The following is an 18,296-nucleotide window of genomic DNA, read 5'->3' on the forward strand; positions in this document are numbered from 1 at the left end:
AGGCTACACCACTTGAAACTTCCAGTCTGCACATCCTGCCGCTATTCCTTCTCCTGGAAGGAAACGCTTATAACATCACTGAAATTCACCCGAATCCTAACCTGCCCTAAATGCGGCACAAAACTGTATCCGACTCCGAAATCACGTACAAAAGGAACGCTGCTTATCGCCGGTCCGATTATTGCTGCAAGCGTGATCTGCACAATGTTTGGTGCAGCTACAGGTGTGAGAATAGGCGCCATCGTTGCTGCCGGACTTTTATCTGTTCTTTTATCGCCTTATTACTATGAATATATTGAAGAGGACAAGCCGCTTTGGTAGAGGCAGAGTTTTGCTTTGCATTGATGAATGATGCATTAAAAGAGGTTATTTTTAACGGAGACCCGAAGAGGGCACCTGACACAAGTGCTGAAGTAACGCCAGCCAGCAAGTCAGGGAGCGGCCCCTTTCACTTTATTCAATAGCGAAATACCCAAAGGATTTACTTTGGGTATTTGTTTTTTAACGAGGAAGAAGAAAAAAATACTCTCTTTAAAATCCTTTAAAAAATGCATTGAGAACAAAAATCAAAACAAAAAAGAGAATAATAAAGAACGCCTCTGCCGTGTGTTTCTTTTCCGCTTTCTTTTGATTGATAATCTCTTTATATTTCTTATCTATGAGCCTTTTTTTATCGTTCCTTTGCATAAATTTCTCCTTCATTCCCGTGGGAGGAAACTGGTCTGAAAGTTTTTTCTTAGATAACGGCCTAACCTTCTTCTATAAATTCTTTCTTTCCTGATACCTCGGAATCAGCAAAAATCCCGCTATGAAACTAACAAACGAAGCGATTCTCACAGTATCGTACAGTTCGTGGTTTTGAAACCACAGAACATTGATTGCCATAACAATAGCACCAAGTAAAATAAGGACAGCTCCGATAAATCTCCTGGACATCATTTTCCATCTCCCTTCAGAAGTGATTATACACCAAGAGTAATATTTTTCCATAAAAAAAATACCGCTCTATTAGCGAGCGGCACACCTGTCTATTCTCCTCTAGGTCCAATCATATCAAGCGGATTCACATATTCATCAAATTCGGATGCGGTCAGAAGATTCAGCTTTACGGCTGCTTCTTTAAGCGTTATTCCCTCTTTATGGGCTTCCTTGGCAATTTTCGCTGCATTTGCATATCCGATATGAGGGTTCAAGGCCGTGACAAGCATCAGAGATTCATTCAGATTCTTCTCAATGACTGCTAAATTTGGCTTTATGCCGATGGCACAGTGGTCGTTAAATGAGTGGATTGAATCTGATAAAAGCCTGACAGACTGCAGAAAATTATAAATGATCACCGGTTTGAACACGTTGAGTTCAAAGTTTCCCTGACTTGCAGCAAAGCCGATTGCTGCATCGTTTCCCATCACTTGAGCGGCGACCATGGTAATGGCTTCGCTTTGAGTCGGATTGACCTTTCCGGGCATGATGGAGCTTCCTGGTTCATTTTCAGGAATCGTAATTTCGCCGATTCCGCACCGTGGTCCGCTTGAAAGCCACCTGACGTCGTTTGCAATCTTCATTAAATCGGCTGCGAGCCCCTTAAGCGCACCATGCACAAACACGATTTCATCATGGCTTGTGAGGGCGTGGAACTTATTTTCCGACGTCTGGAATTTCGTCGCAGTATAGAGGCTTATTTCCTCAGCCACAAGCCTTCCGAAATCCGGATGCGCATTAATACCCGTCCCTACCGCCGTTCCTCCGATGGCGAGGTCGCGCATCTTTTCAACAGAAAGCCTGATCATGTCCTTGGACTTGTGAAGCATGTGAACCCAGCCGCTGATTTCCTGGCCAAGAGTAAGCGGTGTAGCATCCTGCAGATGGGTTCTACCAATCTTCACGACATCTTCATTTTCCTTTGATTTATTCAGGAGTGTCAGATAGAGTTTATCAATGGCGGGAATAAGAGAATCAAAAACAGCAAGCACTCCTGCGACGTGCATCGCGGTAGGGAATGTGTCATTGGAGCTCTGCCCCATATTCACATCATCATTTGGATGAACGGTCTCATCCGTTTCTCTCAGCAATTCGTTTGCCCTGTTCGCGATGACTTCATTGACGTTCATGTTGCTCTGGGTACCGCTGCCGGTCTGCCAGACAACAAGCGGAAAATGTCCGTCCAGCCTGCGGGCCAGAATATCGTCACACACCTGTACAATTGCCTGCTCTTTCGCGTCGCTCAGCATGCCAAGGCTGCTGTTCACCTTAGCAGCACTTCTCTTTAGAATCGCAAACGCATCAATCATCTCGATCGGCATGCGCTCTGTCCCAATCTTAAAGTTTTCTTTGCTCCGCTGCGTTTGGGCACCCCAAAACTTATCAGCAGGAACCTTGATCTCACCCATTGTGTCTTTTTCAATACGAAAATCCATGCTTCCACCTCCGTCTCTTTTTCTTTACCCTTTTTATTCAAGAAATGTTCATATAAACCTTTCATTCTCCCCATTTTCCTGCTGGATTTTTTGATAAAATAAAGAAGCAGAGGAAAATCTGCTCATATTAAAAGACCCGTATATCAAGCTTAAACCGGTTAATCAAACGTTTGTTTAAAAATAAATGAGGTGAAAAAATGGGAGATATCGCTGTTATTGCTGCTGCTTTGCTTCTGTTGGTTTTTTCATTGGACTCTCTTGCAAAAATAAAACAATCCGAGAAAAAAGAAGAAGGTATTCTTAAAATCTATCTCGGATTTCTTATTCTCGCTTCAATCTCTGTTATCCCTTATAAACTATGGCAGCTAGCCGGAAGCCACCATACTCCGGACGGAATGCTGCTAACAGCGGGTTCGGCTCTTGCAGTCGTCGTTTTCATCGGACGCTTTTACTCCCGCAGAGTGAAGAGTCATAGTCATGCCTGAACATTCAATACAATAGAAAGCGGGGCACTACGCCCCGCTTTTTTTAATATTCGCAAACAAATTCCCCTGGCTGTCCGCTTCCGCATAAAGCACATCCTTGCTCGCTGTTTTATACTGGGCCATCAGCTCATTGATCAGCCATTCTTTGGTTTGCTGTACAGACGCCAGGGCATGCTCCTTGATGTCGCCGTCAATGATGACCGCATAGGAGAGAGCATCCTGCTCCGGCTTGAGATTCAGGTCTTCAGGCGTAACCGGCCTTGCGTCAACTTTCGGAAGCACAGACAAATCCCCGCTCGGCTCCAAGATGGCGTACTCGACATCCTCCACCTTGAAATACCCCTGCACTCTCAGCATGGATAACAGAGAATAAATGCTCATTCGGTTCTTTTTCAGCTGCTGACGGTCAATCTGCCCGTTTGAGATGACAATGGCCGGTTCTGCATTCATTCCGTAAAACATCTTTGATAGGGATACTTTAGAAATCAGGATAATACTGATGCCAAGGATCACCATTCCAAACGCTGTTTTGAACGTATCAATGGATACGAGCGGCTGTGCCCCCACATTTGAAAGAATAAATAGAATCGCTATTTCATAAGGTGTCAGCTGTGCAATTGATTTTTTTCCGATAAAATTGGTTACGAGCCACGTCCCGGCAATGACAATCACAGAGCGGATAATATAAATTGATAAATCTGTTAAGAAATCGCCCATAACATCCTCCTAGAACCTTGGCGTAACAGAGGTCAGATTTTCAAACAGCATCATAGAAGTTTCACCCTCCCGAATGGCTGATTTTAAGTCTTTTTCCTTGATCGCACCCTTCAGCTGTTTCAGTGATATATTGAGGAGAGCCTGATTTGTCCCTCCGCTTTTAATTGAAATAATCACCTTTCCGCGCTCCCACATGCTTTCCACGTTCTCTGCTTTTTCCGCAGCCCTTGCCCAGTCGCCTTCTCTTGATGATGTCATCACAGCGTGAAGCTCATCATAAAACGACTCTTGCTTCTGAAAAAAAACAGCCTGCTGCCAGGCAAACAGCCCGATATAAGAAACAAACAAAAGGGCAAACAGGCTGATTGAAATCCGTCTTTGCGACATACTTGCCCCACCTTCTTTTCTTTACATTTTGGACATGTTTGGGCCCGTGTAATCAGAGAGCACATTAAAACTGTTCCTGCTGAAAAAAATTAGGTACTTTTTATATAGAAAAGTGATCTTTTTTTAATCAAATGACGTTTTACCTTTTATAAAGGTAAAGGATGGGATGATATGAAAAAACGAAATGTGAAAATCATCATGTCGATTGTGCTGATACCTAGCCTTGTCTTTGTCATGGTCAAGGGAGGCGAAGCCCTTTTTACAAGATCGACTGGAAGCACGCCGGTAAAAGCCAGTTATGAGGAAGAAGACCTTGAAGTGGCGACATTCGCAGGAGGATGCTTCTGGTGCATGGAACCGCCGTTTGAAAAGCTTGACGGGGTAGAGGACGTCATCTCTGGATATACGGGCGGTGAAGAGGAGAATCCTTCATACAACGACGTTTCATCAGGTCAGACAGGACATGTTGAATCCGTCCAGGTTGTGTACGACCCGAAAACCATTTCCTATAAGGAGCTTCTGGACGTGTACTGGAGACAGGTAGACCCGACTGATGCGGACGGTCAGTTTGTGGACCGCGGAAAGCAGTATTCAACCGCCATCTTCTTCCACAGCGAAGAGCAGAAAAAAGAAGCGGAGTCATCCAAAACCGCGCTTGGCGAGTCGGGACGGTTTGATAAAGAAATTGTCACACCAATACTCCCTGCCAAAACCTTTTATATGGCAGAAGAGTATCATCAGGATTATTACAAAAAGAATGAAATCAGATATAAATACTACCGGGACAATTCAGGTAGGGATCAGTTTCTTGAAAAGGTCTGGGGGAAAAATGACGCCCAGGCTCCTGCTGATTCCGCCTACTCCAGGCCAACGGATAAGGAGCTGAAAGAAAGCCTTACAGATATCCAGTATGAAGTAACGCAAAAAGACGGCACCGAAGAAGCCTATAACAACGAATACTGGGACTTGAAGGACGACGGCATCTATGTGGACATCGTCTCAGGAGAACCTCTTTTCAGCTCAAAAGACAAGTATGATTCTAAAACCGGCTGGCCGAGCTTTACGAAGCCGCTTGTGAAAGGGAACATCATTGAGAAAGAAGACCGCAGCTTCTTCACGGTGCGGACAGAGGTCCGGAGCAAATACGGCGATTCGCATCTCGGCCATGTTTTTGACGACGGTCCGGAACCGACAGGCCTGAGATACTGCATCAATTCCGCCGCTCTAAGGTTTGTTCCCGCAGAGGATCTTGAGCAGGAAGGGTACAGTGAATTTGCAGATTTGTTTAAGTGAAAAAACTCAAAAAAACTTCAGCCCGCGGGCTGAAGTTTTATTTTTTTAAAAGGACGGTCACTTTCGTTCCTTTTCCGACTTCACTTTCCATTTTAAATTCGCCATTGTGCTCTGTAATGATTTTATTGCTGATTGTAAGCCCGAGGCCTATTCCCTTTTCTTTGGTCGTAAAGAACGGCGTCCCCAGCTTTTTCAGTCTTTTTTCATCGATGCCTGCCCCGTTATCTTCGAACGTAAGCTTATAAAGAGCGCCGTCTATGCTGCACCCGCGGATCTTCAAAGTGCCTCCATCAGACATGGCTTCAATGGCATTCTTCATGACATTGATAAACACTTGTTTCATTTGGTTTCGTTCGCATTCGATGAGCGATTCCTCCGCATCGAATGCCGTTTCGATATGAACATCTCTTAAAGCTGCTTCCGGGTTAAGCAGGATGACGGTATCCTTCACAAGCTGAACGAGGTTTGTTCGCTCTTTTAAATGAATAGCCTGCGGTCTTGCAAGGGCCATGAATTCATTGACGATCTGTTCAATACGGCTTAATTCATCGATAATGACATTCTGATACGTCTGATCTTCTTCATCTCTGTTCTTTTCAGTCAAAAGTTTAAAGAAGCCTTTTATCGAGGTCAGGGGATTCCGGATTTCGTGGGCGACTCCTGCTGCAAGCTCCCCGAGAACCGTCAGCTTTTCATAATTTTTAATGTATTCTTCTACTTTCCGTTTTTCCGTAATATCTCTTGAAATAAACACAATGCTTTCCGGTTCGCCTTTTTGATTCATAACAGCCATCCCTCTTCCTTCAAAGAGCATAGCTTGTCCGGATCGGCTGATTTTATGATAAGGAAGAGTGACAGGCTCCTTTGTCGTAAAGACAGTGGACATAATGTCCTGCGTCTGCTCATGATCACTCTCCATAATATACTTAAAGACATTTTCACCAATCATGGCGTCAGGTTCATAGCCAAGGATTTTTCTGTAGGAAGGCGAAGCATATTTATATTTCCCCTCAAGGTCCACAACACAAATCAGATCATTGCTGTGTTCGAGAATGATTCTGTACTTGCTCTCGCTTTTTCTAAGCCGCTCTTCGGTCATCTTTCTCTGTGTAATATTTCTTGAAACAACTATTGCGTGTTTAAGGTGGCTCTGCTCCTGAACAGGAATGCCGTGAGATTCAAGCCAGATATAGGTTTGATCCTTGCAAAGGTAGCGGTACTCAACCGTCATCTGCCTGTTTTCTGTCACCATCGTATAAAATTGTCCAGCAATTTGTTCCCTGTCCTCAGGATGAACGAACTTAAACGGACTGGATCCGATGACCTCTTCTGCCCCGTAGCCGAGCACTTCTTTAAAGGACGGCGAAACATACGTGAACAGCCCCTCTTCATCTAGCAGCCCGACGATATCTCTCATATTCTCCGTAATTAATCGAAAGCGTCTGATCGTTTCTTCATGCTCTTTCTCAAGCAGTTTCTTCTCCGTGATATCCCGGATAATGACCTGGGTTTCCTGTGTATCTCCCCAGACGTTCGGGAGCGACGTTACTTCAACATATATAGGATGACCTGTCTTCGTATACCACAGCTGCTCCATCGCAGGCGGTGTATACCCGCACTTTGTATCCAGAATTCTCTGCTCGATGTTCTCTCTGTATTGGGGATCTATCGAATCCCATATGGGCTTTCCTATAAGCTCTTCCCTTCTGCCGTACTGAAGCATCGAAGCAGCAGAAGGATTAACGTACGTCCAATTCCGGTCTTCATGTATCAAAAAAGCAGTTGGAGAATTCTCAAGCTGATTTGTATATGCTTCCCTCAGCGCATCAAGCTTCTCCTGAGATAGGACCTTCCCGCCGCAGTCTTGCTCAAGGTTCTTCATCTGTGTCCATCCCCTCCACTTCTCTCTTTCCTATCCTTAATATATCAAAAATTCTAAAATTAAGGAACGAAAAGCGGAGCTGATGGGCAGCTTCGGGAGTGACGCCACTTTTTCACTATTCCCTCTGGACTTGTGGCACCACTAGACGGAGTGATACCACTTTTCACTCTTCCACCATCGGACTTGTGGCACCACTAGGCAGAGTAATGCCACTTTTCACCTTTCCCCCCCAGACTTGTGGCACCACTAAGCGGAGTCACGCCACTTTCCTCACTTCCACCACCGGACTTGTGGCACCACTAGGCGGCGTGATACCACTTTTCACTCTTCCACCCCTGGACTTGTGGCACCATTCGGCGAAGTGTCGCCACTTTTCACTCTTCCACCCCTGGACTTGTGGCACCATTCGGCGAAGTGTCGCCACTTTTCACTCTTCCACCCCTGGACTTGTGGCACCATTCGGCGAAGTGACGCCACTTTTCACCTTTCACCGCCCCGGACTTGTCGCATCACTTAGCAGGAGTAACACCACAATCAAAAAAACAGGGCCCGAAAGGCGAGGTATCCCGCCTGTCAGTCCCCTGCTAATTAATAATCCCATGATGCACAATCTCAACCGACACGTCCGGTTCGATCGAAATTTCAGGATAGTCTTTGTCCCAGTCAAGTTCCTTCCACAATTCCGGATGATAGGCAATGAGTTCCCTGCCGATTCCGAGATAATCGCAGTTTGCTTCCTGGATGATGGAAATGGCTTCTTCCACATTTTGCTGAAGCTTTTTCTCGATCCCTTTTTGAAGATTTTCAAGGACATTTTTTTCATATAAGCGGTCATGCGGGAATTCCATAATATCGAGCTCTGCTTTGAAAGGAAGCTTGACCTTAACTTTATTCAAGCCATCCTTCTCTATTTTCAGCTTGCCTTTTGAATGAGAGATTTCGTAGGATACCGTCAGCTGCTCATCTTTAAACGGAATCGTATCATTAATCATCATCGCTTTGTTTCGTTTATTGCTCAATGCAAGCAGCAGTTTCGTCTGATCTGTATTTACTGTAACTCCGGTAAATTTATCTTTATGGAAAAGGGCGGCACCTGCAACTTCTGCTGCCTGGTTGCTTTCATTAAGCTTCATATAAGGAAGCATCAAGCCTTTTCCTTCATCAAATAGAATGGTGCAGATGGATTGGATGGTTTCAGTCGGAACAGTTGATTCGATTTCCATTGTTTTGATTAATCCGGAAAGGTTTTCGCCAATCAGCTCATCTCCCACCTTCTGAAGTTCCAATATGGCCTTCGGGTCCTTCTCCACAACAATAAACTTTCCATTAAGCGGACTTTCAGGCGTGCGGTAGAGAACATCTGCGAATTGAAGCAGTCCCTTTTTGGCCAGGTCATCCTGCAGGAGGAAGATCTTGTTTTTTGCCGTCATTAAAAAGCCTGAAGCCTCTTGATTCAGTTTGATTTTTGCATCGCGGGATGATTTTGCAACTACCGAATATGTTTTATTGACCGGTCTTTGCTCCTTAGTTGTATACGTATGGATGGACGTGGTGACCAATACCTCATCTTCCGACTTTACCTGAAAAGCGGTCGCGGACATAAAAACTGTATTTTTTAAAAGTTTTTGGTCCCAGCACCCGCTTAGCAGCGTCACCGACAGCCCGGCTAAAAACAGCGGTTTAAGCTTGTTCATTTTCATTTTTCGCTTTCCCCTTTCTGACAAATGATAGTAGGAAGAGGATGAGAGGAATTGTAAACACAAAAACCAGCGATGACATGTTCACAATGTCCGCAAGCTTTTCTGTGAGCTGATCACTTTTAGCGGGAGTTAACGCAAGCAAAGTGACAGCAATAACGACGACAGGCACAAACGGACGGTGGTTCTTTTTCCCGGAAACGTTCTGCATGCCCTTGCTTGCAATGTAAATATACATTAGTCCTGATGTGATGACCGAAACAACCCAAATAGCGAGAAACACCAAATCTACTCGTTCAATGACAGAGTATGTAATAGCCTTCAGCAGATAAAGCGTTGGCTCAGGTACGATTGGCATCTCTTTTGGACTGAAAAAGATAAGGCTTGTAAACGTAATGTACGAATAGAACAGAGTGACAATCAGGTTGCTCAGGGACACCATTTTCAGGCTCTGAGCAGGCTTCCCTTCTACATATGGATAGAGGAACAGAAGGATTTCAAACCCCATGTAGGACATGATCGCCTCTTTGCTGCCAAGCAGAATATTGACAATTCCGCTTTCTCCAACGGGAAATACATAGCGGATATCCACCGTTTTATAGGCATTGAGGGTCAAAAGAAACAAGAAAATAAGCAAAGTAGAGACAAGCACATAAAACCTGGCTAATTTTCGTATATTCTCCTTTGCAAAATAGAGGGCCACTGCAGATAGCAGCAAAATCAGCACCCAGGCAGGCGTAAAGTGATAAATCCATCTTTTTAGAACGTTGACATACAACACAGCAATCAAACTAGACAGGAATATATAGAAAATGATGTAGCCGTAAGCTGCTATAGCTGTGAGGGCGATGACAATAATCATCATATTGGATACAAGATTTGCTTCAACGATGGCTGTTCCGATAACCAAACCGCCTACAACACCAATTGTCTGTGAGATGGAGGTAGGCAGACGCAAAGCTGCTTCTCTCAGCAGTTCCAGAATGATAACCATGAGCAAAGCTTCAGCGAGAGGCGGAAGCGGAACATTCTCAAGGGAGCTTTTAACCGTCAGAATCAAATCATTTGGAATCAGCTCATAGTGAAATGAAATCGTTGCGATATACAATGCCGGTAGACTTATCGCAATGAAAAAGCCCAATATGCGGATCAGCCGGTAAAAAGACCCGTACAGCGAGCGGCTGTTATAGTCTTCGGGAGATTGGAAAAATGAAAAGAAATTAACAGGTGTTATAAGGGCTGAAGCACTTCCTGTAGGCAAAATCGCCACTCTTCCTTCCAGTAAATTTGACACAATTTTATCCGGCCGTTCTGTATTTAAAAGCTGCGGAAAAAAAGAGAACGGATTTTCTTCAAGTGACTCTTCAATGATTCCTGGAGAGTCCAGGGCATCTGTTTCAATTGTCTTAAGGCGTGTAATCACATCTTTAACTAATTTCTGATTTGTCAGGTGATTCATGTACACAACCGCTACTCTTGTTCTTGAAACACTTCCAATTTGCACATATTTCACAACTACACTTCCATCTAAAATCCGCTGCCTGACCAGATTCAGATTAATATCCAGATTTTCTGTCAGCCCTTCATGAGACCCTCTGATGACCTTTTCATTTTGAGGCTGCTGCACAGATCGTGCCTGACTGATGCCGGCATCTATGCAATAAATGATGTCTGTTTCTTCAATTAACAGCAGGCACGCACCTTTACATAAATAGTGAATCGCTTCGTGAATATCTTTGGTTTTTGTAATAGAGGCAATTGCAACTGCGTCTTCTACTTCACCGGATTTCGCCTGCTGCAGCGGACCAATGACATCCTGGTTGATTTTCTCAGATTGCATCATCGGAACAAAATAAAGGAGCAGTGCCTGCTTTCCCTGAAACTGTATTCTCCTTTGTCCAAGATCATCAGTGTGGTCGAGATGGGTAAGAATCTTAGCGATATTAACGTTAAAATGAGGAGAAACGGGAATGTTGACATCAGCCGGCGACACAACATTCTGCGGCTGCGGCTTCTTTTTTTCCGATTCCTTCTTCTTCTTTTTTAAAAACGAAAACATTCTCTTCTCCCCTTTCTCCTAGATGTATGAGATTAGTTTCTATGTCAGCTGGCAAAAGTATGCATTTTATATCTTCACTTGTGAACCTGTTGCTTTAAGAATAGAAAAAAGGCGTCCGAATGTTTTCGGAGCGCCTTTATAAATTATGAGTGGATCGCCTGCAAACCAGCCTGATTCAGGAAGTTCCAAGGCTTGTTATAGTGAGGCTGGAAGAAGAAGTCGACAAAGCCAAGCTCATCAATAGTCATGCTGTTTTGTATGCAGACAGACAGTGTGTTGATCGATTGTGTCAGGTCTGCTTTGGACATCACCTGTGCACCGACAATTCTCCGTGTCTCTTCTTCATAGACAACTTTCAGCGTAACAGGTTCGTAGGTTGGCATGAATTCCGGACGATCGTTTTCTAAGATTGTGATACTTTTCACATTCATGTCTGCAAGAGAAGCAGCCGTTTCCGTCATCCCGGTTGATGCAATGTTCTGATCATAGATTTTAATGCCTGAGGTACCCTGTGTTCCCATATATTTAATCGTCTTTTTAACGAGGTTTCTTGCAGCAAGAGTTCCCATTCGAACAGCGTTGGTTGCAAGCGGGATATAGGCGTGCTTTCCAGTCGGGTTGTAGCGGATCGCACAGCTGTCACCGGCTGCAAAGATATCTTCATTGCTTGACTGCATATATTCATTCACGATAATGGCCCCGTTATCAAGCATTTCGACCTGTCCTTTGAGCAATTCTGTATTGGGCTTGAAACCGATGCAGAGAACAACCAGATCCGATTCATACTCACCATGGGTTGTCACAACCTTTGTCACTTTCCCGTTTTCGCCTTTAAATTGTTTGACAGTTTCCCCAAGAGCAAGTGTAACTCCGCGGTTTTCAAACTCCGTTTCAACAACTTCTGTGTATTCCGCGTCGAGGTATTTGCTCAAGACTCTGTCTTCGCTGTCAATCAGCGTTACTTCTTTTCCGTAGGATTCGAACGCTTCTACAAGTTCGATGCCGATATAGCCTGCGCCTACAACCGTAATTTTTCTGGCTTCTTTTGCTTTATCAATAATGGTATTGGCATGCTGATAATTTTTTGAAAGGACAATGTTCTCCAGATTGATTCCTTCAATAGGCGGAACAATCGGCCAGGATCCTGTCGTCATAATTAATTTATCATACGTGTCGACAACTTCTTCGCCCGTTTCCAGGTTTTGTGCCGTCAGTGTTTTTGCTTTAGAATCAATGGCCGTGACAGCATGTCTCATATTCATCGCTGCCCCCATTTTTTCAAGTTCTCCGGGTGATGAATAGAAAAGCCCCTGTGCATCTTCAACGACTCCGCCAACATAGAGGGCGATGCCGCAAGAGAGAAATGAAACATTATCGTTTTTTTCATAAACCGTTATTTCTGCATTTGGATAAAGCTTAGCCATATTTGAAACAGCTGCCGTTCCAGCATGTGTACATCCGATAACTGCGATTTTCATAAAGCAATTCCTCCCTGAGAGTAACTTGTTAGTTTGTGAAGTTTTTCACATAATATTGTGAAGGAATTCACTTATCCTTTATGACCCTATTATATCTCCGCTCCTTTCGAAATGCAAGAGATATTGTGAAGTTTTTCACAAATACTTTTGGAAATATTCTCTTATATTCTATGCACAAATCAAAAGTCATGGTAAAATTTTTACAATACTCAGAAAATGGATGTGTTTATATGCAAGCAGCTTTGGCCATCAGCAGGCATATCCTGCTGTTTTTCGTTATTGTCATCATCCTTATTTTAACCGTTCTACTGCCGAGGGATGTTGAGATCGGTGCAGAAGGGAAGCCTCAGACTGTCGTCTTCGAATACGAATTTACATGGGCTTTATATTCTGAAAATCTCACCGGTTTTTTCTTAGATATAATCCGTGAAAAATCGTTCGGCTTAACAAAGTATGAACGCTCAGCTGAGGATGAAGCCGTTCTTTATTTTTCAAGAAGTCTGAAAGTGATTGTTTTCGCTTTTTTTCTCAGTCTCTCGCTTGGCATCTTAAAAGGCATATATGATGCAAAACGCGGAGGGCCTCTTCGGCTTGTTTTCGGTAAAGGGTTTACGTGGCTGCTGCAGTCTGTGCCTGATTTCTTTCTGTTTCTTTCCTTGCAGTGGATTCTGCTGATTTATTTCAGGGACTATGTGGATCTTTTCGGGTACGAAAGCTGGTACAGTTTTATCTACCCCGCTTTGCTCGTGTCTATATATCCGGCACTGTACATAAGCAGAATTACAGCGGCTTCGATTCTTGATCAGGAAGGAATGCCGTATATTGCGGTTGCCCGCTCAAAAGGACTGCCTTCCGCCATGATTACCTTCAAGCATATGCTAAAAAACAGTCTCGTCCCGATTTTAACAAACATGGGCTCCCTGATGATTTATCTTCTGTCCAATCTGCTGATCGTGGAGTACCTTACGGATTATAAAGGAGCGGCCTACCGGCTTTTCGAAGCTTTTCATGTCACGCCTGTTTTAAGCGCAGGACTGAATACAGCGATTGAACCAAATGTCATTATTTTATTTGGCATCTGCTTTATGTTCATGGTTCTCACTGTTCAGATTCTGAGCGAAACAGCAAAAAGATGGATTGATCCAAGGGAGGGAAGCGCATGAGGAATATCCCTCTATTATCCGGCCTCTTCATGCTCGCAGTCCTTGTTGCTGTCGCATGGCTGGGTCCGGTGATTCCGTCTGTGAAGGAGGGGATCATTGAACAGAGAATGGTTTTTAAAGAGAGCGGAGCGTTTGAAAGGGCGCCCTTTCCTCCATCGCTGCAGCATTTGTTTGGGACAGATGAAGACGGACGGGATCTGTTAAGCCTTGTCATCATGGGTGCAAAGGAGACGCTGATGCTCGTTCTTGTCATCAGCATCATCAGGTATGGAGCGGCTATTTTGCTTGCGCTGCTCAGTTTGCCTGAAAAAAGTCCCGCCCGGGCACTTATCTACAGTCTGAACGGATTTGCAGCAAGCCTTCCGATCGTGTTCGCTGCCATTCTCTTTATCACGATGCCTGTCTTTACCTTCAGCCCCCACCGTGTTTATTGGATTGTCCTGATTCTCTCCCTTTCAGACGTCGGCCGGGTCGCCTATGTCTTTCAGCAGGCCATGAAGTCCATCTCGCATACGCAATATGTAGAAGCCGGAGTAACAATCGGAAACAGTCCGTTTGGCCTGTTTTCCCGCCACTATTTTCCGAATTTGCTGCCTGATGCTGTTACCCACTTTTTTATGGATTTGGGAAAGGTAACTCTTCTCCTCGGCCAGCTCGGCATCCTGTCCATTTTCGTTACGCAGGCATTTGTGCAGCTGAACTACGGGTACGGAGAATTGCAGAATACAAGTCTGAATTGGCCGATTCTGCTTGGCATGGCGAAGTCTGATATTATCAGTGGATTTTGGATTCCTTTTTTCCCTGCGCTTGCTCTGACCTATTTAATTTTAACGTTTAATCTTATTGGGGAAGGCTTGAGAAAGCATTTCAGCAGGATCTAATACTAAAAAAGGTGAGATCATGAGAGATCTCACCCTTTTTGCAGTCTTACCGGTTTTTTTTTGGATAGTAGGTGAAACCGGGAAATTTTACGACCGGCCATTTTTCTTTGCGGAGCGATTTCATTAATTCCCGTGAGGCATTCACATTCTGCTGCACGACCTCTTTAGGCGTCAGGGCCATCCATTGATTAAGTGACACGTCTTCAAACTTGCTGCTTTTAAACATCTCCAGAAACCAAAGACTCTGGTCGCCCGTATTCTGGATATAATGTCCAAAAGCAAATGGCACATAGCCCACATCCCCTGCCCGGTAATCAAATGTCCGCGCTGTTCCATTCCCTGCAAAAACCGTCATTCTGCCTGTTCCTGAGATATAATACTGCCATTCATCGTTATTCGGATGCCAGTGCAGTTCCCTCATTCCGCCAGGTTTGATTTCTACAAGTGCTGCAGCGACTTTCTCTGAGACAGGAAAGTTTGATGAATCAACAATTCTGACGGTGCCGCCGGGAAATTCAAGGGGCTTTTGCTGATAAAGCCGGTGTGTAAAGCTCTTTGGGACGTTGCCATAAGGATCTGCCACCTGCTGGCTCTCAAGAGATCCCGGAATATCACCCTGGAATATGTACAGCTCCTTTTCAGGAATTCCAGCCAATGTACTTTCAGGTATCCCGAAATTTGCCGACAGCACATCTTTTGGAGTATGCGCAAACCAATCAGAAATGGACAATGTGTTTAAGTCAGAAAACGTCCCGTCATCAAAAACAAGCAAAAATTCGCAGCCCTCTTCAAGTCCTTGAATGGAGTGCGGGATTCCGGGAGGGAAATACCACAAATCTCCTTCTCCTACATCTGCAATGAAATTTTTTCCGTTTTGATCGACCGCTGTTATGCGCGCACGTCCCACAAGCATCATCGCCCATTCTGCCTGCTGATGCCAATGCAGCTCACGGATGCCGCCGGGGGTCAGAGCCATATTTACTCCAGCAAGAGTCGTTGCAATCGGAAGCTGCCTGACCGAGATTTCTCTTGACCAGCCTCCATGATTTAATTGCATATGGGTATCTGAGAACGAAAATTTGAGGTTGGGAATGGTTCCGGCATCCGTTGCCGGCGGAACAAGCAGATCCGGATTTTCAAGGTCCCGCATCACGTTGCGGGGACCATAATCCCACCAGCCTGCCCCGTCTTTTCGGCTGAGGAATCTTTCCATTTTCGGACTGGTCGCGTGCATCTCTGTTCATTAAGATCATCCTCTTTTCCTGGTAGGCTTATCTAAACATCCTATGCATTCCGGATGAGAAATTTGATCGTTAAATAAACGAATGGCTTTCCTTCTTTTATAAAAAAGAAATGCCGGACACGCTATGTCCGGCAGAAACTTAAGCTCTTATTCATCTGTTTAAATCGACACATCCCGCTTCGTAAAAGCTGCCCACGACGCCAAAAGGAAAACGAGCAAATAGACAAACAGAACGGTCATTGAAAAACTAAGTGTCATTCCTTCAAACAGCGGCTGGTTTCCTTCCAGGTGCTGCTTAAGGTTCGTGTTTGCAAACAAGATATATTTTCCCCAGTTCATTCCGTAGTGAACCATCAGCTGCACCATGATTTTGCCTGAAAACGTCAGGACGATGGAAAGCCCGATGGCAAGAGAGCTGTTTCTGAATACAGAGGAAATCATAAAGGCAAAACCCGATATCAGAACGATTTCAATAAAAGCTGTCAAATAGTGCAGACCAATGCTTTCTGCCATCAGTTTGTCATCAGGCGCAACGGATGCACCAAAGAAAACAACCCCAAGAATGACAGAGAAAAGAAAGTAAGCCAGCAGGAAATAGACGCCGAAAAGCAGGGCCGTCAAAAATTTTGCCGCAAGGATCTTCGAACGGTTTTTCGGACGGATTAAAAGAAACTTGATGGTGCCCCAATTAAATTCGTTTGCCACAATGGCACCTGCAATCACCAGCGCGAAAAATGGCAGGACAAACAAAGTGCCGGTTGAAAACGAGAGATAGCCAACGACGTTTTCGCCCACTCCCGCTCCTGTGAACATCTGCTTTGAAACGGCGGCAAGCAGGAAACTGATCACAGCAAGCGCTATAAAAAGCGCAGCTGTGCTTTTCTGATAGAGCAGTTTTTGGTGTTCCATTTTCAACAGATTAAACATCCGGCATGCCTCCAGTAAGTTCAATAAATGTTTCCTCCAGTGATTTGGAGAGAGGCAGGATGGCAAACACATCAATTTGTTCTTTTATCAGCATTTTATTTATGATTGGGATCTCTTCTTTTTTAGCAAGAAGAACGATCTCGCTGTTTTCAGCAGCAGCTGAGTATTCCGGAAGAAGTTCCGCCGCACGGGTTGCATCGGACACTTCAAACTTTACCGTCAGAAGCTCTCCCTCCCTGCGGCCGATTTCCTGAACAGCAAGAATTTCACCATCTTGTATGATGGCGGCACGCGAGCACATCTCCTCAACTTCTTTCAGCAGATGTGAAGCAATCACGACGGCCGTTCCCTCTTTTGTGCAGAGTTCTTTCAAATACGTCCTTAGCTCTCTGATTCCCGCAGGATCAAGCCCGTTTGTCGGCTCATCCAGAATCAGCAATTTCGGTTTATGTAAAATAGCCTGCGCGATCCCGAGGCGCTGCCTCATTCCGAGGGAATAGGTCTCAACTCTATCGTGAATGGCAGGACCAAGCTTCACGAGCGATACTGCTTCTTTTATTCTGTCTTCATCTATGTTTTCATGCATACAGGCAAAGTGTGTCAGGTTTTGAAATCCTGTCATGAATGGATAAAATTCAGGATTTTCGACGATTGCCCCGGCATGCTTCATCGCTTCTTCAAAATGTGTCTTAATGGAATAGCCACTGACAGATATTTCTCCTTCGTCCTTTTTCACGAGACCAAGAACAGATCGGATCAGTGTTGTCTTCCCGGAGCCATTCGGGCCCAGCAGACCAAATAATTCTCCTTCGTATACAGTCAGGTTTACATTATAAAGCAGCTGTTTATCCCCGATTGCCTTGTTCAGGCCCTTCACGCTTAGTACGGCTTTTCTCACGGAGCATTCCTCCTCTCCCACCAAGTATATACTTGTTTTTCTAATTACGAAATGCAAAAAATGAAACGAAAAAGAGCTGCCGATTTGAAAGAGCAGCCCGACTTGATTCTATGTATTTTTCGGCAGAACAGGCGGCTGGAAATAAGGCGGAACCTTCAGCCAGCTTCTTTGAATCATTAAGCTTTTCAGCCTTATACTGTACTGGATTATGGCCGTCATAAAAGTAAGGAAAAGGGTAGAAACATCATTTCTGACAGACTCCGATAAGGAAGTACCGCAAAACGTGATATAGGTAGCTGTCTTCACGCTCAGAAAATTTGCGATTTCATTGTCTGTAAATCTGACACCGAACGGTACATCAAGCGGCTCGGACTTCGGTTTTTCTTCTGACGTCGGCGGAAGAGGCACTCCTTCTCCGGCCAAAAATTCTTTCAGCTTCAAAACCGTATCTTCTGTCGATGTCTTGGCTTCTTCAATCATTTTAATCAGCTCTTCGTCTGTTGTTGTATTCAGAAATACACCATAAAAAACGACGGCTTCCTCCATCAATGTAAGAAGCGTCCAGAGCGCCATCACTTCTCCCACATGCAGAGGAGCTTTCGGCTCACCATCAGCAGAGAGCTTGATCATACTTTTAATGGTTTCGATTACCTTTATCATAAAACACCTCCATATCTATAATTGCCCTTTTTTATTTGAAATATAAGGGGCAGACGGACTGGACAGCGTGCAAAGAAAGATACTGGCTCCATATAAAAAGGACCGTGCCCCG

Annotated in this window: 17 protein-coding genes; 5 read left to right on the forward strand and 12 right to left on the reverse strand. The window is 44.6% G+C overall.

The window, feature by feature from the left end:
* Positions 1–12 precede the first annotated feature (12 nt).
* The gene (locus ACK1LH_RS18320) at positions 13–321 is read left to right on the forward strand and encodes a TIGR04104 family putative zinc finger protein (RefSeq protein ID WP_035207246.1); all 309 of its coding nucleotides are present in this window, start codon (positions 13–15) and stop codon (positions 319–321) included.
* Between the two features lie 438 nt (positions 322–759).
* Here the strand turns inward: ACK1LH_RS18320 and ACK1LH_RS18325 are convergent, their stop codons facing one another.
* Together ACK1LH_RS18325 and fumC are read right to left on the reverse strand one after the other, a co-directional pair.
* On the reverse strand, positions 760–939 hold the full coding sequence (locus ACK1LH_RS18325) for a hypothetical protein (RefSeq protein WP_203288887.1): 180 nt from the start codon (positions 937–939) through the stop codon (positions 760–762).
* Positions 940–1,028: 89 nt separating this feature from the next.
* Complete coding sequence (gene fumC, locus ACK1LH_RS18330) at positions 1,029–2,414, reverse strand: class II fumarate hydratase (RefSeq protein WP_029284433.1); 1,386 nt, start codon at positions 2,412–2,414, stop codon at positions 1,029–1,031.
* Positions 2,415–2,611: 197 nt separating this feature from the next.
* On the opposite strand from fumC, the gene ACK1LH_RS18335 reads away from it, so the two are divergent.
* On the forward strand, positions 2,612–2,899 hold the full coding sequence (locus ACK1LH_RS18335) for a hypothetical protein (RefSeq protein ID WP_029284435.1): 288 nt from the start codon (positions 2,612–2,614) through the stop codon (positions 2,897–2,899).
* Positions 2,900–2,926: 27 nt separating this feature from the next.
* Here ACK1LH_RS18335 and ACK1LH_RS18340 read toward each other — a convergent pair whose 3' ends face one another.
* Both ACK1LH_RS18340 and ACK1LH_RS18345 read right to left on the reverse strand, forming a co-directional pair.
* Positions 2,927–3,616: a DUF421 domain-containing protein gene (locus tag ACK1LH_RS18340; protein ID WP_029284436.1), complete on the reverse strand. Its 690-nt coding sequence runs from the start codon at positions 3,614–3,616 to the stop codon at positions 2,927–2,929.
* Positions 3,617–3,625: 9 nt separating this feature from the next.
* Positions 3,626–4,003: a DUF4363 family protein gene (locus ACK1LH_RS18345; protein WP_029566870.1), complete on the reverse strand. Its 378-nt coding sequence runs from the start codon at positions 4,001–4,003 to the stop codon at positions 3,626–3,628.
* Between the two features lie 171 nt (positions 4,004–4,174).
* Between ACK1LH_RS18345 and msrB the strand changes: the two genes are divergently transcribed.
* Positions 4,175–5,296, forward strand: a complete 1,122-nt coding sequence (gene msrB, locus ACK1LH_RS18350) for a peptide-methionine (R)-S-oxide reductase MsrB (RefSeq protein ID WP_203288898.1) — start codon at positions 4,175–4,177, stop codon at positions 5,294–5,296.
* A 37-nt stretch (positions 5,297–5,333) separates the two neighbouring features.
* Here msrB and ACK1LH_RS18355 read toward each other — a convergent pair whose 3' ends face one another.
* The 4 genes from ACK1LH_RS18355 to ACK1LH_RS18370 form a co-directional block, all read right to left on the reverse strand.
* Positions 5,334–7,178 (reverse strand): PAS domain S-box protein, encoded by a 1,845-nt coding sequence (locus ACK1LH_RS18355; RefSeq protein WP_411333859.1) that lies wholly within the window; start codon positions 7,176–7,178, stop codon positions 5,334–5,336.
* A gap of 584 nt (positions 7,179–7,762) precedes the next feature.
* On the reverse strand, positions 7,763–8,878 hold the full coding sequence (locus ACK1LH_RS18360) for a Ger(x)C family spore germination protein (protein WP_029284444.1): 1,116 nt from the start codon (positions 8,876–8,878) through the stop codon (positions 7,763–7,765).
* Complete coding sequence (locus tag ACK1LH_RS18365; protein ID WP_411333861.1) at positions 8,859–10,934, reverse strand: GerAB/ArcD/ProY family transporter; 2,076 nt, start codon at positions 10,932–10,934, stop codon at positions 8,859–8,861. The genes ACK1LH_RS18360 and ACK1LH_RS18365 overlap by 20 nt, the downstream gene beginning before the upstream one ends.
* Before the next feature lie 143 nt (positions 10,935–11,077).
* Complete coding sequence (locus tag ACK1LH_RS18370; protein ID WP_411333862.1) at positions 11,078–12,412, reverse strand: FAD-dependent oxidoreductase; 1,335 nt, start codon at positions 12,410–12,412, stop codon at positions 11,078–11,080.
* Positions 12,413–12,642: 230 nt separating this feature from the next.
* On the opposite strand from ACK1LH_RS18370, the gene ACK1LH_RS18375 reads away from it, so the two are divergent.
* Together ACK1LH_RS18375 and ACK1LH_RS18380 are read left to right on the forward strand one after the other, a co-directional pair.
* Positions 12,643–13,575 carry an ABC transporter permease subunit gene (locus tag ACK1LH_RS18375; RefSeq protein WP_029284452.1) on the forward strand — a complete coding sequence of 311 codons (933 nt, stop codon included), beginning with the start codon at positions 12,643–12,645 and terminating at the stop codon, positions 13,573–13,575.
* Positions 13,572–14,456, forward strand: coding sequence for an ABC transporter permease subunit (locus tag ACK1LH_RS18380; RefSeq protein ID WP_029284454.1), 885 nt, complete (start codon positions 13,572–13,574; stop codon positions 14,454–14,456). Before ACK1LH_RS18375 ends, ACK1LH_RS18380 begins: the two co-directional genes overlap by 4 nt.
* A gap of 46 nt (positions 14,457–14,502) precedes the next feature.
* Here ACK1LH_RS18380 and ACK1LH_RS18385 read toward each other — a convergent pair whose 3' ends face one another.
* The 4 genes from ACK1LH_RS18385 to ACK1LH_RS18400 form a co-directional block, all read right to left on the reverse strand.
* Positions 14,503–15,669: an oxalate decarboxylase family bicupin gene (locus tag ACK1LH_RS18385; protein WP_411333864.1), complete on the reverse strand. Its 1,167-nt coding sequence runs from the start codon at positions 15,667–15,669 to the stop codon at positions 14,503–14,505.
* Positions 15,670–15,858: 189 nt separating this feature from the next.
* The gene (locus ACK1LH_RS18390) at positions 15,859–16,626 is read right to left on the reverse strand and encodes an ABC transporter permease (RefSeq protein WP_411333866.1); all 768 of its coding nucleotides are present in this window, start codon (positions 16,624–16,626) and stop codon (positions 15,859–15,861) included.
* Positions 16,619–17,524, reverse strand: a complete 906-nt coding sequence (locus tag ACK1LH_RS18395) for an ABC transporter ATP-binding protein (protein ID WP_411333868.1) — start codon at positions 17,522–17,524, stop codon at positions 16,619–16,621. Before ACK1LH_RS18395 ends, ACK1LH_RS18390 begins: the two co-directional genes overlap by 8 nt.
* Before the next feature lie 108 nt (positions 17,525–17,632).
* The gene (locus ACK1LH_RS18400) at positions 17,633–18,184 is read right to left on the reverse strand and encodes a DUF3231 family protein (protein WP_411333869.1); all 552 of its coding nucleotides are present in this window, start codon (positions 18,182–18,184) and stop codon (positions 17,633–17,635) included.
* Between the last annotated feature and the right edge of the window lie 112 nt (positions 18,185–18,296).

The organism is Metabacillus indicus (assembly GCF_046603695.1).
GTDB classification, from domain to species: Bacteria; Bacillota; Bacilli; order Bacillales; family Bacillaceae; genus Bacillus_P; species Bacillus_P indicus.

Coding starts and splice junctions, on each gene's coding strand:
- ACK1LH_RS18325 (WP_203288887.1), bottom strand. CDS start 939: ATGATGTCCAGGAGATTTATCGGAGCTGTCCTTATTTTACTTGGTGCT.
- fumC (WP_029284433.1), bottom strand. CDS start 2,414: ATGGATTTTCGTATTGAAAAAGACACAATGGGTGAGATCAAGGTTCCT.
- ACK1LH_RS18335 (WP_029284435.1), top strand. CDS start 2,612: ATGGGAGATATCGCTGTTATTGCTGCTGCTTTGCTTCTGTTGGTTTTT.
- ACK1LH_RS18340 (WP_029284436.1), bottom strand. CDS start 3,616: ATGGGCGATTTCTTAACAGATTTATCAATTTATATTATCCGCTCTGTG.
- ACK1LH_RS18345 (WP_029566870.1), bottom strand. CDS start 4,003: ATGTCGCAAAGACGGATTTCAATCAGCCTGTTTGCCCTTTTGTTTGTT.
- msrB (WP_203288898.1), top strand. CDS start 4,175: ATGAAAAAACGAAATGTGAAAATCATCATGTCGATTGTGCTGATACCT.
- ACK1LH_RS18355 (WP_411333859.1), bottom strand. CDS start 7,178: ATGAAGAACCTTGAGCAAGACTGCGGCGGGAAGGTCCTATCTCAGGAG.
- ACK1LH_RS18360 (WP_029284444.1), bottom strand. CDS start 8,878: ATGAAAATGAACAAGCTTAAACCGCTGTTTTTAGCCGGGCTGTCGGTG.
- ACK1LH_RS18365 (WP_411333861.1), bottom strand. CDS start 10,934: ATGTTTTCGTTTTTAAAAAAGAAGAAGAAGGAATCGGAAAAAAAGAAG.
- ACK1LH_RS18370 (WP_411333862.1), bottom strand. CDS start 12,412: ATGAAAATCGCAGTTATCGGATGTACACATGCTGGAACGGCAGCTGTT.
- ACK1LH_RS18375 (WP_029284452.1), top strand. CDS start 12,643: ATGCAAGCAGCTTTGGCCATCAGCAGGCATATCCTGCTGTTTTTCGTT.
- ACK1LH_RS18380 (WP_029284454.1), top strand. CDS start 13,572: ATGAGGAATATCCCTCTATTATCCGGCCTCTTCATGCTCGCAGTCCTT.
- ACK1LH_RS18385 (WP_411333864.1), bottom strand. CDS start 15,669: ATGGAAAGATTCCTCAGCCGAAAAGACGGGGCAGGCTGGTGGGATTAT.
- ACK1LH_RS18390 (WP_411333866.1), bottom strand. CDS start 16,626: ATGTTTAATCTGTTGAAAATGGAACACCAAAAACTGCTCTATCAGAAA.
- ACK1LH_RS18400 (WP_411333869.1), bottom strand. CDS start 18,184: ATGATAAAGGTAATCGAAACCATTAAAAGTATGATCAAGCTCTCTGCT.